6 protein-coding genes are annotated in these 16174 nt (G+C 46.8%); 3 read left to right on the forward strand and 3 right to left on the reverse strand.

All coding sequences use genetic code 11. The annotated features are described in order from the left end of the window. Positions 1-44: 44 nt before the first annotated feature. The gene (locus K2Y22_13145; protein MBX9879400.1) at positions 45-1256 is read left to right on the forward strand and encodes a hypothetical protein; all 1212 of its coding nucleotides are present in this window, start codon (positions 45-47) and stop codon (positions 1254-1256) included. Here the strand turns inward: K2Y22_13145 and K2Y22_13150 are convergent. Then, complete coding sequence (locus K2Y22_13150) at positions 1207-2256, reverse strand: tetratricopeptide repeat protein (protein ID MBX9879401.1); 1050 nt, start codon at positions 2254-2256, stop codon at positions 1207-1209. The genes K2Y22_13145 and K2Y22_13150 overlap by 50 nt on opposite strands. A 153-nt stretch (positions 2257-2409) precedes the next feature. Here K2Y22_13150 and K2Y22_13155 point away from each other — a divergent pair, with 153 nt between their 5' ends. Together K2Y22_13155 and K2Y22_13160 are read left to right on the forward strand one after the other, a co-directional pair. Further along, on the forward strand, positions 2410-3609 hold the full coding sequence (locus K2Y22_13155) for a hypothetical protein (GenBank protein MBX9879402.1): 1200 nt from the start codon (positions 2410-2412) through the stop codon (positions 3607-3609). Positions 3610-3762: 153 nt separating this feature from the next. After that, positions 3763-14442: a hypothetical protein gene (locus tag K2Y22_13160; protein ID MBX9879403.1), complete on the forward strand. Its 10680-nt coding sequence runs from the start codon at positions 3763-3765 to the stop codon at positions 14440-14442. 3 nt (positions 14443-14445) lie between these two features. Here K2Y22_13160 and K2Y22_13165 read toward each other — a convergent pair whose 3' ends face one another. Beyond that, a complete protein-coding gene (locus K2Y22_13165) occupies positions 14446-14862 on the reverse strand; it encodes a hypothetical protein (GenBank protein ID MBX9879404.1) in 417 nt (138 codons plus the stop codon). Positions 14863-14930: 68 nt separating this feature from the next. Then, positions 14931-15950, reverse strand: a complete 1020-nt coding sequence (locus tag K2Y22_13170) for a hypothetical protein (GenBank protein MBX9879405.1) — start codon at positions 15948-15950, stop codon at positions 14931-14933. Positions 15951-16174 lie beyond the last annotated feature (224 nt).

Here is a 16174-nt window from a genome sequence, read left to right on the forward strand (position 1 = left end):
TTACTACGTCTCCCGTAAATATTGGCAAATTTATTAGCTGTTTGTTGATTACTTCAACAGCTTTGCCTGCTTCGGCACAGACATTTACCAATCAGACTGCAGGACAAGGTTCTACGCAACCCCAAGCCGTTGCCCAGCTGATTGCGCAACCCAGCCTGGATAGTGGCCGCTTTGCGCCTGTAAACCCGACTGTTCTTCCAACGGACATCAATCCACAATTATTCTCATCCGAGCGCTCTATGGTCAATCGCGATTTGCAATTCGCCATATTGAAACGTCTGCCGGAACGCATGTGGTTCAACATGGTTACCGAAGCCAGTCAGCGCTTGGAAACCAACGTATTCTTCACCAACAGTCGCCCGAGACAAGACTACGTTTTCCGTATTTTGCCGAACGTATCTCTTGGATATAACATTTTCAGCAAGACTGCAGTCTACTGCAATTGGTTTTTGATCAAAGACGTCTTCGCCTCACATTGGCAACTCAGCAAGCCAGTGACTCAATCACTCTCACTTGGCTTTCGTCAGGACATCCCGATTTTTAGAAAGACAAACCTTCAATTTGATTTTCAAGCTCGTGAATTATGGCAAGCTCCACATTTGCAACAAGCGGATTTACTGCCGGCAATCAATTTGACCCAAATAGTCAAGCCTAATATTGTTCTTTTCGGCAGCAGTCTTCTCCAGTTAAGAAGCCACTATTACTTCCAGGGCGCCACTCGTGAAATAGATCCCTTCTGGTCAGGTGGACTTCTCTACCGTCGCGGCATGTGGAATTTCACAGCAACTGCAACTTATGTTGCTAACTTCCGCAACCGTAATGCAATTCCCCCTATCAACAACCAATCTATGATCTGCGATTTTGAATTATCACGTCCCGTATCTAAAAAGGTCCCCAGTGTCGTAAGCTTCATTCGTGCAGAACCAGTCTGGAACTGGGGAGCGCCGGGCAACCCACCAGGACTTAGCGGCTTCGATTTTCGTCTCTTTAGTGGCATTCGCGTGGCAATGAACAAGCCGGCATACAATGCCACCGTTGACCAATTGCGCAAGCAATTATTGGAGATGGAAGAAGCACCACCTGCCAATAATACTGAACCGAAAAAGACGAGTTACATGTCTCCTGAGCCTGTATACGATATGCATGGTCTCTTGCCGGGAAATGCAAACTCGGAAAATATGAATATTGCATGTTCCACAAATAGCGTCAATTCAGGTCGTACAGCTTGCGAATCGTCTCTCTATCACGTGAAGTGAGATGACTTTGTACTGTCGGAGATTCTATTAGATAGAACATTATGTCCGCATTGTTCGACGAGTGTCCATTTATTCCTAGAGCATGCCCGACTTCATGTAAACATGTCTTCCTCATAACTTCATCGCTTACTTCGCTGCCAATTAACGACGGCGCCGTCAAAAGTTTAATTGTAGCGTGATTAATTTGCCCTTGATACACCGTCAATGAAGCATTGCCCCGTTCGTTTAAAAGCAAGTCATCATGTCCAATTTTCGGTTGATAAATCCAACGACAAACCAAATCAGCATTACGTTCTAACAACGACTCAGAAAACTGTATCGTTCCATCAAGAGCACGACTCCAATCAGTAAGACTATCGCGCAACACGCCTATGAATTCGTCACGGAAGCCAGGCACTTTGGTATTCCTGTCAAAATAGACGGAGATTGTAGTCTTGTCCCTCGGCCAACGATTCTTTTCTACTGCAATTGCTTCCCGCAAATAGTTGGACCCAAATTTATCACTCTGCGGCAACTTAGACTGCTTAACCACTGTCTCTAAAGTCTGCCGGACGGACAAATCATTCGGACGCAGCTCTAAATATTTTTGATACCACTCAATAGACAAATCAAGTTTGTCTTGCAATCGATAACACTCAGCCAAATCAATCATCGCCTCAGTCATGGTCGGTACAAGTTTTAGACTCAACTGAAACTCCGAAATAGCTTCATCTAAATTTGCTAATTGCATTTGAGAAAGTCCAAGATTGCAATGAATGCCTGCTGAGTCTGGTGCCAACTTACTTGCTTCCATCAACAATTCACGCGCTTCTGCGGGTTTGTTCTGCTTCAGCTTGGAAAGCGATGCATTGAATAGCTTATCGATGCGTTCGTTATTGCTTGACGACTCAATAGCGCCAACTCGTTCAGCACCAAATACAGGTACACAGCCAACACTGATACCGATAATTATCAATGCCAAGCATGACATATAGCGCATAGATATCTTTTGGTTATACATTTCGATTACTAGATTGACTTAACGATCCATCAAATATACAATGCGACGGTGGTTGGTATCAAATAGAAATACTAGTTGCATCATACTAGCTATTTTTCTAGAAAATGACAGTAAGTGCTCCGCCCCCGTCAACGAAGATTCAAATATCTTGCCTTGAGCACTCTACTTGCTTCGTTGAGTTTTAGCTCTGGCGCCTCTGCCCAGCCAGCGCCGCCCAACCAACAAAATAATACAAATCAGCAAAATTCAATTGCGCAACAAAATCTTGATAAGGTTCTAGTTGCAGCAGCGCCTGCTGGTGATGTCGTTCCTTTTAACCCAACTGTACTTCCGACAGACGTCAACCCAGAGATGTTCACCGGCGAGCGCTCCATGATGAGCCGCGATTTGCAGTATGCTATTTTGAAGAGACTGCCGAGTCGCATGTGGTTCAACATGGTGACTGAAGCGAGTCAACGTCTTGAAACCAACGTCTTTTTCACAAGCAACAAACCAAGGCAAGACTATGTCTTTCGTATTCTGCCTAACTTATCCTTAGGCTACAACGTCTTTAGCAAGACTGCCGTCTATTGCAATTGGTTCCTCATCAAAGACGTCTTTGCCGATCACTGGCAGTTGAGCAAACCGGTTACACAGTCACTCTCACTAGGTTTCCGTCAAGATATTCCACTTTTCAAAAAGACAAACTTACAATTCGACTTCCAAGCTCGTGAACTATGGCAAGCTCCACATTTCCAGCAAGCGGACTTATTGCCTGCCATCAACTTAACTCAAATAGTCAAACCAAATTTCGTCCTTTTCGGCAGCAGCTTAATGCAATTGCGCAGTCACTACTATTTTCAGGGTGCCAAAAGAGAAATAGATCCATTCTGGTCATGGGGTTTCCTTTACCGCCGCGGGATGTGGAATTTCACTGCCACCAGCACTTACGTGGCTAACTTCAGAAATAAAACTGCTATTCCACCAATCAATAACCAATCAATGATCTGCGACTTTGAATTATCGCGACCAGTGTCCAAGAAAACGCCCGGCATCGTAACCTTCATCCGCGCAGAACCAGTCTGGAACTGGGGCGCACCAGGCAATCCACCAGGACTAAGTGGTTTTGACTTTCGTTTATTTAGCGGCATTCGAGTAGCCGTCAACAAACCTGCCTATAACTCGACCGTCGAATTTCTGCGCAAACAAATAATGGAGCAAGAGGAAGCAGCACCACCAGAAAGCAAGCCAAAAGAAACAAGCCAGCAACCGGACGTCATCTATCCGGCACCAGTAACAACTCCGCATGGTTTACTATCGCTTGCCACCTCAAAAGGTGACGCAATACATGCAAAATTGCTGCCTGAATCGTAGTATAGGCTTGCCCTAATTAATTAAAAATTTGATATGAACTTACTCTGACAGGGTACGTTAATATTGGCGCGAGGGTACGTGGTTTTAAGAACGCGGAATAACGCTGGCTAAGCCTTATTTTTGTCGTCTTCACATGTTGCATCGGGGAATTATATGAAACGTCTTTGTTTACAGCGGCTATTTGCCGGCGTTGCAGCTTCATTTCTACTATTGACCACTTGCCTTCCGCCAGCCTTGGCTCAAGAAGCCGCCGCACAAGCAGCACAATCGGCTACCGCCGCAGCGGTTAATTTGGACCTATCCTCGACTGAAGCGAGCGTTATGGTCCAATCCGTGGGGCAAGCGGCTGCAGTGCATGTAGATATGGCCGGCACTATGGTCCCGATTACGGCCGGAGCCCAGGTAACGCCTGCCCAATTTGTAGCTCTACAGCAGATAATGCAAACGGGCACCCAGACCTTAATGTTAAATGCCATGGGGGCAGCCCAGTCTGGCACCTTCTCGATGAATTCTGCCCTTACAAGTATGATGGGCAATTTGACCATTCCATCTGGTGTAACAGCTCTCCATGACGCTGCCGGTGCTTCAATGGTCAACCTCACCGGCAACCTAGTAAACTCCGGCGCATATTACGCCTATACGTCTAATGCCGCGGTGACTGCAGCCACTTTGGCGGCACAAAACATAACCAACAATCAAAGCGCCATTATCTCTACCATTCTGCCGGCGGCTCTGCAGGCAAGCTTAAATCCTGCCCTGACAAGCCTCAGTCTCAATTTGAGCGCCATCAACAACATTGTCAACGCCGGTACTATCAGCAGTGCCGCCAACTTAAATCTCTACGCCGGCGGCTCAATAATTAATTCACTCCCACCGGGTGCTACCGGCCCGTCACCAGTCATGATGGCCATGCAAGCACTAAACATGACAGCCTTAAATGGTGCCATCCAAAACTCAGGCGTTATGGCTGCCATGCTGGGCAACATCAATGTACAGGCGGCACAAACAGCCAACATGACACTCAATAACGTCAATGGAGTCCTGCAAGCTTTGAATGGCTCGATAAACATTCGTGATAGTTTGATGACCACCAAGGTAAATACTTCGCTCTATGGAGGAGACTACATCGCCAAGCAACTGAATATTTACTCCGGCGAGGGAGCTGTTGATGTAAATGTTAGAGACATTAGTGGTGTCGCCAGAATCACAGCCGGAATAGCTCATGTGATGACTGCCAACCCAACACTAAAACTTGGTGAGATGAATTTGAGTGGTGATCCGACTTACTTCAACACTGGCGATATTCAAATTACGGGAAACATTCTTGTCGGTGAGGCGCTCTCCATAGTGTCCGGAGGCAGCATCTATATTCCTAACGGCACTACAGTCAACAGAATTCAAGCCAACAGTGCGACAACCGGACAGGGCTTTGACGTCACTATCATTGCTGGTGCAAACATAACTGGCGGCACTGGTTCTACCGGAGCGATCTCTGGAAGCCCACCAAGTGGCGCAGCGACCAGTCCTGTGACCATAAGCGGGCCATCGTTAACCGGCGGAGACATCGACTTTTCCGCCAGTCCCAATATGCAAATCAGCTCCTGCTCCGGCTGCTCACCAGGTCCGGCATGTTTCGGTTGCGTTGGACGCAATATCACATTAGCTGCATATTCCGGCACAGGCGGCGGAGGTGGTCATGTAATAGCGCCAAATGTTTTTGTTGTGTCCGGTTCCAGCGGCAACGGAGATGTAAATGTTATTGCAGGCGCCAATACCGCAGCACCAATTGTCGATCAAACTGGTGCAACAGTAACTGATGCCATTGTATTTGGTAACTCCCTTACATTTGGCAGCAACAACACGGGAAATATTAATCTATACACCGCGCAACCAAGTACAAATCCAATCGTATTCGGAACCAATGGAGCAATTACATCCGGCAGTATCACCCCCCAAACGACACTTAAACCAACCAACATCCAATTCTCCAGATTCATATTTATCACTGGTGGACTCCGTGCTTATGCCGGAGGAAATCTTTCTGTAGCTAACGGTGCCGCTCTCCAAGTCAGCAATAACGGACCCTTGACACTTGCGGCAAAAGGTAATGTCTTTCTCGATGCAAATCTAAGTTCCAGAAGAGGCGGGATGCTTTCCATAATCGCTGGACAAGACATTCAATCACTATCAGAAATCAGCATCGACACAGTTCCCACTACCTTTAGTGGCACACCAGTAAATGCTGGTGCGATGAATTTCATCGCGGGAGCCGACTTTTCAATAAGTCCGACATACGACATTGTCATAGCACCTGGAGCATCAGCCACCGGCGGGAACATCTCTCTGTCAAGCGTAAGGAAAATTGACTCACACGATTCTACCAATTTTTTAGGTAGTGGTGGAGACATCAACTTTGTCGCGCTAGCTAACGGAGTGTCTGGCGGAACCATCACACTGCCGGGATTTGGTGGTAATACCGTCTTCAGTATTACGACGGGAGGCGATACACCAGGACAAAACGGCAATGTCACAATAATCGCAGGATCACCAAGCACAGCAACAACAATAACCTCCCAACCTGGCTGTACCTTCTGCCTCCCAACCGCTTCAATTAACACGGCTGGTGGGACAGCCGGAAATGGCAACATAACGATAGCATCAGCGACTCCTGAAATTGTTTGTCCCGGCTGCCCAACAACAAATATAACTATTAGCTTCAGTGGTGTTCAAACCGGATTCTATTCCGCTGGAGCATTGCAGCCCGGAGACATTCTGCTCAATGCGCTCACGACGCCATCGAAGAGCTTAGTTCAATTATTTACACAGGGTACAGTAACATCTGGAGCAGTGACGGCTTGTGCCGGCTGCGCGCTAGTCGGCGGCGATATTGGTTCGACAGTTGTCGGATGCGCCGGATGCACTGTTGTTGCTGACACCAATATTCCTTCTGCAACATTGGCCGCGATCAATGCAACAAACGTAGCCAACATCACCATCGCCACAGTTAATAGCGGCGATATCATAATCGGCAATGGCTCACCGATTGCTTTGTCCGCCAGTAATAGCCTTAGGCTCATAGCAAATGGCTCAGGCGACATAACCCAATTCCTCACCTCGACGCTGTCGACAGCCAATTTCACGGCAGTTAGTGTCTCCGGCAATGTAGGAACTCCAGCAGCTCCTTTAGTGCTGCTGAGTCCTACTGCTCAACCCATCAATATCTCTGCATCAGCTGGTGGAAATGTTTACCTAGCTCCCACCGGTTCGGTAAATCTAGCAAGTGGTTATGCAGGCGGTACAGGACAGACCTATTATGTCCACACAACAGCAAATGCGGGAGGCAATGGACGCATCTTCGTGGTTGGCTCTCTGACAGCGACAAATGGCACACTGGACCTGCAAGCGTCATCATCAGGAACAGGACAAGGCGGAATAATTGGCGGTCCTTTATCACCGGTCCTCACAGCTAACAATATTTTGTTGTTTGACATTGGCACAAGCACAGCAGTTGGGGCAGGCAATATCAATGGACAGCAGCAAGTACAAGGTGGAACTATCACGTCGCCCCTTCTTATTGATGCTTCAGATCTTTCGATCAACACTTCCGGAGCAGTAATTATTGAGAACCTCAGCAGTTCTATAACTATCAATCAACTAGTATGTTCATCATTTGAATTTGTCGGAGCCGGGGATTTATTAGTCAATACACCAGTGGACAGCGCAGGCGGTCCACTACTATTGTCCACTACAGGTAATTTAGGGTTGGGCGCAAATTTAACAAGCACAGGTGGCAACATTCTGCTAATAGCTGGTGGCGACATCTACACATTCCAACCTAACGTGTCTATTACTTCCACGCCGACAAGCCCTGGCTCGGGAGCACAAATCAACATTATTGCCGGCACTGTTTTCTTTAGAACTGGCAACCAATATGCAGTCGGTGGTGCTTCTGCAACAGGTGGCAATATCAACTTGAATAATGGCAATCCTGTTATTGCATTAAGCTCTGTCGCAAACGGCTCTGGTGACGGCGGCAATATCAACATAATTGCCTATGCATCTAGCGGCGGTTTAGGTGGCAGTATTGTATTGCCACCAACTCTGACCGTTACAGCAGACGCATCTGGTCCTGGATTTGCCAATGGAAATGTCCTCATAGTAGCCGGCGCACTCAGCACTGCCAGCAGCATTGGCAGTGTAAGCGCAGGACTTGGTACCAACTATGGCAGTGTTACCTTTGCCTCAGCAACACCATCTTCGTTTTGTCCAATATGCGCGGGCAACTTTGTCACTATTTCGAACGGGGCAGTTTTTCCAAATAATGGCATCTTTGCGGCAACAACCTTGTTGGGCGCACCAATAACAGTCAGCGGTAACATATCATCCAGTGGAATTGTTCAATTGTTCTCTACCAATTCAGTGACAGTCACAGGCACCGTCACAGCCAATCCAAATTGTACCGGTTGCATTATCGCCGGCACCGGCACAGTTAATTGCCCCTCTTGCGGAGCTGCCGCATCGGGCACAAACCTTGCCATCAATGGACCAGGACCACTTTTAGGACCAGAAAACCTGATAACCTTTACCGGTAGTGTGCCTAGTCTATTCATTCAAGCTGTAGGAGGATTGAACACCTATATCAGTGTTGATAGTCTTCCTGGATTGTCCATAAGCGGCAACCTTACTCTAGCTGCACCGATGGGCAGCATTTTTCATTCCGGCGGCGGTACAACCAGTGCTCAGACAATTTCACTCTATGCACTAAATAATATTTTCAATGATGCCAGTACATTAACATCCACTGGCATGATGACAATTGCGGCACAAAATGCTTTCGTCAATTCCAATTCTGCTACCGTGCAGGGCGACAATGTAGCAATTGTCACCGGACAGTTCTTTAATGACAGTTCAATAACTGCAACTGGAACTGGCCAGATTGCAGTTCTTACTCAAAGAGCGAGTAATTTAGTAATAAATCCAATCGGCGGCACGCTCACTGGCAATACCGTATTTTTCATGAATGCCACTACTACAGGGCTCGGTGGAACAGTCGAATTATTTGGTGATCAACTATATACCGGTGATGCATTTTACGTATTTGCTAGTGGCGATATCAATGCTGATGCCAGTGTCACCCAAATTTCAGCATTCGGCCTAAATTTCTACGCAGGCGCGCAACTAAATATGCCAAGCTTGACTGGTTCTTCGATTGATATTTTAGGTACGATCACCGGCAATTCGAGCTCTAGTGGTGGCAATATCAATTTAGGCAACGTATCAAGCATAACCTCTAACGGGTTTGGTGATTTCTTCGGTGCACGAGCCGGTGGTCCAAATGGCACAAAGGGCCGTATAACAATGGCTACAGCAGGGCTTATGACAGTTGATGACGCAAGACTCCTTGCTGAGGCAAATGGCGGACAAGGCATAACTATTGGTGATGCGGTTGTCACCAGTGACTCTTCATCGTTCAGGCTTATTACGATGGACTTTCCAACAACGGCAGGCATTTTGCCGTCAGCTCCTATAGGACTTTTTAGTCCATTAATTAAGGATGCTGATGTTACGGCAGGCGACATTTCCGGTGGGTTAAACGTAATCGTAAATAGCAAAGGCAACAACGTAATTGCAAATATTCTTGGACCAGTACAACTTCTTGCTGCGACATTTAAGACTTTCAATGTAGACAACATCAATTTAGTTACAAAATTTGGGATACCAACAAGAATAATTGCTTCCGGTACCACCGCGAACATCGGAGCCATCAGAAGCAATGGCATATATCAACCAAATCCACAAAGCACTCCACCAAATCAAATTTCGATCACAAATTTGAATTATCCATCAGGACCAACACCGCCACCTCCACCTCCACCTCCACCATCTCCTCCAGCTCCGTTGCCACCTACTCAGTCGAGACCAGACCCAAACACACCACGCCGAATAGAGACCACATTTCAACCACCGGTCTCTCAAACAAACAACGATAGAACGGGCACGGACGGCAAGACTCCTTTAGACTTCACGCCATTTGGTGATGTCGCCGATATTCCACAAGACCTCATAGACTGGCTCAAAGACGTAATTCCCCGCGACCCGAACCAGACTTATGACGACTGGGCAAAAGACGTAAGACAACTGGCACAAGCCCTAAACAATCTGAACAGTCAGCCGCCCAACGTAAATCTCCCTGAAGATTGGTGGGATGACTGGAAAAATCGTGTGCCGCGTGAACATGACGAAACCTACGATGCCTGGAAAGACCGTGCACAAGGCATGGCTCAGCAATATTTCAATGGTGACATGAAAGGCTTGATGACAAGTCTGCGCAACGGCAAAGAAAGAATAGACGAAAGTAAGATGCCCTGGAATGACATGGGCAACATCATCGACAATCTCAAATCAGCTGTCGGTAAAGATGCCTGGGCAGGCATGTCATCACAGGAAAGAAATGGCTTAATTCAAGGCGAACAGGGTGCTCGATTTCAGCAATACCTGGCAAGTCAGCCACAAACTCCCGTGTTTGACAGAACACAACAGAGCTGGAGAAATGCGACAACCAAGAGCTACTCGCCAGAGAAGATAAATGAGATGCTCCAGAAACAGGGTGTTAAGAGTATCGATCAGCTAAGAGATATCGAAAAAGCGAGAGCCAATTCGCCTGAGCAACATTCGACCTTTGAATTATGGAAAGACAGCTCAGGTACCCAGTTTAAAGTAGATCTCTTTTCTGGTGATATGACACCAGCCTTTTCCTTTGGTCAAGATGGAATTATTTATGGTATTGATACTGCCGGCACTGTGCGTGCGGATGATCCGAATGCAGGCAAATTCCAAGAACACGCCCAACGGTTCGATCTTAGTGTCAGTCATCAAGACTTTGCCAGAGCAGACATTAATGAGATGAAAGGCATAGGCAATGACTTCCGTGCGCAGGGACCGACTTCTGCGTTTGTCGGAAATCCAAATGCGGACGGCTCAGGCATCAACAAGTTTGGAAGCACTTATAATCCAGCAGTTACAGGCAATGCAAACATTAACAACTACGGACCTGGTTATGCCGGATACAATCCACCAACGACTGGCAACGTAGGTAGCATTCTTCCAGGGAAATTATCGAACATCTATAACAAAACCGACGGTGGCGAATATCAATTAGACAACAAAGCTGGAAGCAATTCCGTCAAACAAGCTCTCGGGGTAATGGGTCAGATGCAAGGGACACAAGACTCAATTGGCTGGTCTAGTGCTCAAAGCTGGGGACAACAATGCAGCAATTGTCACCTAACTGCCCAATCAGTCGTCACAGGACAAGATTTGCATGCAGACAGCAAAGAAGCAGCTATAAATGCCAATGGCGGATTTGGGAAAGGCAATATGGCTTCCGCTACAGATATGGCTCAACATGGCTGGGTGCAAACACCAGTCAATTGGGACAACATGTCGCAAATCGATCATATTGGCTCGCTAACTTATCAGTATAAGAACGATGTTCAAACATCTCATAGCGCGACAATTATCAAAGAAGGACAGAACACCGGAATGCTCGAACGATCCGGTGCGGGTTACTCGCCGACGTTAATTAACAAGACGGACTTTGCCAATGTTCACCTTGTCGATTCAAATAACAATCCTGTCTCTCCACAAGATGCACTCGCAAGCGGCATGATGAAAGTGTATGTTCCAGATACAAAGACATCTCAAATTCAAGATCCGGACGCTCGCGCTAGCCAGCAGCAAGCCATTATGGACCATGCGCGTATGACAGATGTTGGACAAGGCGGTATTGCCCAAGACAATCTGGTGAAGAGCTTCATCGATCCGAATACGTTCATTAGCAACAGCAAAGAAGGGCTAAATACAATCCAAAACGAATTCTCTAAGCTCGTCCAAGGAGCCCAACAGAATGCTCAAAATCTAGCCCAAGCCGGTAATCAGTCCGTTCAGCAAATTCAAAAGCAAATGGAACCCTTAGTCGGACATCTTGTTGCCAGCGATAAAACTGACGGTCAAGCTCAAGCAATGATGCAACCAAAATCGGCCCCTGATCCTAACGCTAAGCCGGATGCAATGGATGGACTAATTAAGAGCATGGTCACTGATCCAATTAGTGATCTGACAAAACTTGGCACCCAAGCATTTGCAAATACAAGTGATCCTGATGTTATGGCAGCCGCCAAACAATTCGGTACTATTGCTGGCGTAGCAATGTCCGAGTATAAATTCGCTCAACCGATTATAGAGATGCATACAGATCCAGGCGCTGCTATTGGTCACAGCATTGAAAACACTATAAAAGCAACAGGCAACACACTGTCTGAAATAAACAAAGCCGGTGGCATTGGTCCATACTTAGATACCAAAGTAGATGCTATGACAAACGCCGCACACAAAGGCGTTGACGCAGTCGCTGAAAATCCTGCATACACGCTTACCGAAGCTGCAGGAAAGGGACTCAACTTACTGCTGCCAATTCCAGGAGGCAAACTTGCTGCATCCGGAAAAATTGCCGAAGAAGTTGGCGGCGCAACCAAACTAGCAGGTGAGATTCAAGCCGCAGGTGAAACAACTGGGCTTATCGGCGAAGCTGCAGGAAATCAAATCAGCCACGGAAATACAGGCGCAGTTCAAGCGAGCATGTCCGATATTAAGAAAGCGCTCGAGCAAGGAGGAGTATCGACTCAAGATATAGCAAATGCTGGAAGAATTGCTGATTCAGACGCACAACCATTTTTGTCAGTTCTGCCAGGAAATGAACACGATATGGCATTCGTACAAGGAGCAATGAAAGACGCCTCTCAAAATGGAGTATTAAGATATGACGCTTTTGGTAATCCATATACTGCCACAGGCGTCGAGATGGGATACATCACTCCAAGTGCTGCACAACTGAAGGGACAAGGCACGAGCCTAATGGCTTCTGCTCCTGAAGGCACTAAACTCGTTGTGTCTGGTGGACCAGATCGAATTAATTTCGGCAGCGAACAACCACTAAAACTCGACGGTCACACACATACCAATGACGGTTTTGCTCCGTCATCATTAGATTGGGATGCGCAAGCAACCACAAACCAAGTACGGGAATCGATGGGATTGCCACCATCCAATTCTCAATTCATTGTGGACGTGCCAACAGGATATACTCACACATTCGGCTCACAAACTATGACTGTGCCCGGAAGTCCAATACCAGTTGGACAAACATCGGAAGCTACAAAAGCAATTACACTCTCTGGCAATGCTTCAATTGAAGGTGCAGCTCAGGTACCGTATGGTTCTTTTACAGAAATTGCGTCTTCAGATGCTCAGAAAGCAATTGCAACACGTCCTGAAGCATTTTCATCTGCACAATATCCAACACTATCAGCAAATCCGTCGAGTCAAAACAGTGGTCTCAGTCTTGGGAATAGTTCCAACGATCGACGAACACCCATCAATCAAAATAGATTCGTTGGAAGAGGTCAGCAAGCAAGTACAGACGGACAAGCATCTAAATTTGTTGGAAATCGCCAAGGTCAAACTGTCCAGCCATCGACTCAATCGGCAAACAGTAATTCAATTCCAATGCAGGGAATTAATCAAGCAGCAATGCCGGATTTTCTGACAAACCCCGAGACCTCCAAATATTGGGCGCCCCTCAAAAATAGTGTTGAGCAATTTGGCTCCGGACCAGCTGTAATTTCAAAACCTATTAGCGAACTTGTTGCAAGCGGTCAAGAAAAAGCGGTACTCAATTTGATAGAACAGGCTCCAGGAAACTATACCTACTACGCTTCCGGCACTGAGGGTATTGTATTCAAGAATGAAACCAACGACATTATTAGAGTCGGTCCACGGGAGACTATAAATCGTCCGCAATCAGATCTTGTGTTGCAACCGAACAGGACGGCAAACGTGGGCAACTACACATTGGAGCAGCTTCCTTTTGCTCCAAGTCAAGGTTTATCAACTTTTGACGTCAAAACCATGGCAAATGCATTAGCCGAGAAGGGATTGTCATTTAAGCCTCGTGAAGCCATACCCCAAAATATCGGACGAGTTCAATCTGGACCTTCTGCCGGAAAAATTGTAGTTACAGATCCCAACGCGGTTTATCAAATTCCAAAAGGTGCGGTTTACAATCCCGAATTGATGGCTTGGGAAAAACCAAGCACTGGTCCGATAGCTGTAGATTTCAGAGCAAATCCCAATTCTCAACATGCCGACAAACTCCATCAAAGAGTTGCTCTAACCTGGAACGCTTCCGATGGTCAATCTGCACTTATGAATGACTTTGAACCAATTTATATTGCAACTGCAGATCTACCGGCCCCCAACATTAGTAGTGAAGACACCATATCTGAAAACGCAGTAGCTGGATTGATAGCAGCCTCCAATACCGAGTATTCCGTAACAGTGACAAGTGGAAATGTGAAATGTCCAAAGGGCTCTTGTGTATTCATTCGTGACAGAGGACGTGATGTCGGAATTTACGTATTCGAGAAAAGTTCAAATGGCGATGTTGTATTCAAAGGACGAGATGGTCACTATACAAAATTGCAACCAGGTAGATTCCTTTTCATCAGTACCGGGCATAACGTCACGGCTGAAGATGTAAATCCTGTTTCTATCATTGGTTTACGTGGCATCGAGGAAATTAAGCTAAGCAAGGAATTTAAAGCATTCACTGGTGACTTCTCCATAATGGCTGCATGCATGCAACTTCCACATTTTAAGAATATGCTTTCATCAAAAACTGCAGCTGAGCGGAAAATGGCTGAAGGCATTCTCAAGAATGTCGCGATTCTTGGACAAATCACAGCAGGCGATGGTCCGTTCAAACAACTCAGGTAGCATTCAATACCGCAACCTCGACAGAATCACACTGCCATCAATGTCAACGATGGAGAACAGTCCAACCTCTCCAGGACCCATTTCATCCTTGAATCCACGAGATGCTGTATTGATTACAATGCGCATTTTGCTGCCTCGTTTCTCTAATTCGTCATTGACCTTTTTGGCATAGCCAACCTGTCCTGACCAATTATCTCCTCGTAGTTGATAAGCCTCAAACAAATGCTCAGCTAGAGTGCTTACAGCTTCTCTATCCGGCGGATTTGATTTGGCAATTGCCTCAGCATCTTTTCTGCTTTGAGCATCCCCAACATTATCGTTAGCCTGAGTTTGCTCAAGCAGCTTCTCTCTTGCTGATTGCGCCACCACAGACTCAGCCTGGTTGGTTCGACCCCAACCTGCTTCTATTGAATTCGACATAACCGTACCTCCACATCCACTACTTTATGGATGTGTATACACGCACGGTCAAAAACTTAGACGTAACGTTAGGCTAAAGCTTGAGCTAAAGGACCTGGCGGACGAACACGAATGCGTTCGGCTTCTGCCACTGTTTCAGCATCAAGGGCCCACACATATAAGCAAGTATAGAAAGCTGCGCGAATGTAAATTGAAAGTGCTGTCACGAAGACAACGGCAACAGCCCAGGTCAATGCGCCAAGCACAAACATCGGCGAAAGGAAATTGACGTGCTGATACCAGGCATAACCAAATCCAGCTAAACCACCGAGATAGACAATGTAAGAAGTGACGCGGCATATCAAATCAACACCAACTTCACCCAAGCCTATCGTAAGCAAATTGCCTTGAGCAATTTTGTCGGCACGCTTCAAAGCACCCCAGAAAGACGTACCTTCAATAACAATTGCCGGCAAAATTAAATGCCCGGCTAGCGTCCAGAATATTTCGATAACACCTGCGAGGAAATTGAAGCCAAAACCGAATATGCCGACAGAACGTCTGTTGCGCATCCAGCCTGTCAGGCGTCTGGCTACAAAAGTTACAAGCCCCAAAACAATAATTGCCGGCAGGCTTAAAAAGACTGCCTTAGTAGCATCAGAGAATTTGCCTGAGCCAGGACCTTCGGTTAGGTGCGTATAGACAAGACCAGTTGTAACCCCTTCCAGAAAGCGGTTGGTCAGCCACCAGACAGCCGAAATGCCGAAAAACATCAATACTGCTTGGGTATCTACATAGTGCGCTAATTGGCCAAAATCACTGCCAAAGCCGCTTGGATCAAGCGGTCCATTTAATCCGGTCAGCCCGGCAAGCCCCGAAGCACCCTGATGTTTGGCTCCTTCCAGCAAATTGGCTGCCTCGCCGGCTTTTTCCGGTATCAGGTGCTGCCCTTGCTTAAATTCGCCGACAGCGAAATAGCCCATTACGACGCCAAAAAAGATGTTGGTTAAAACGGTCAGAATAGACGGCAAAAGCAAACGCTTATCCTGCCAGCCCATCTTAATGCTGGCCATTACCATTCTGTATCCACGCCCAAACGATTCGAACATACTAAAAGCTTAGCTCCTGATAGGACAGGCTCGGAAGCGCTAGTAAGAGTATTAAAAGGGCGCTATCTGCCTGCCTGGCGCTATTTTAGCAGTTGCCAAGGTTTTGTCCAGCAGAATTTATCTTTATAAGGATAACGGGCGCATGCAATGCGCCCCTACGAGGGCATTGCCCGGAGAAATGAAAGCAGGCAACTGCAATGCGTCCCTACGAAAACGCGAACCTG

The sequence above is a fragment of the Candidatus Obscuribacterales bacterium genome, assembly GCA_019744775.1.
Classification (GTDB): Bacteria; Cyanobacteriota; Vampirovibrionia; order Obscuribacterales; family Obscuribacteraceae; genus SBAT01.

Coding starts and splice junctions, on each gene's coding strand:
- K2Y22_13150 (MBX9879401.1), bottom strand. CDS start 2,256: ATGTATAACCAAAAGATATCTATGCGCTATATGTCATGCTTGGCATTG.
- K2Y22_13160 (MBX9879403.1), top strand. CDS start 3,763: ATGAAACGTCTTTGTTTACAGCGGCTATTTGCCGGCGTTGCAGCTTCA.
- K2Y22_13165 (MBX9879404.1), bottom strand. CDS start 14,862: ATGTCGAATTCAATAGAAGCAGGTTGGGGTCGAACCAACCAGGCTGAG.
- K2Y22_13170 (MBX9879405.1), bottom strand. CDS start 15,950: ATGTTCGAATCGTTTGGGCGTGGATACAGAATGGTAATGGCCAGCATT.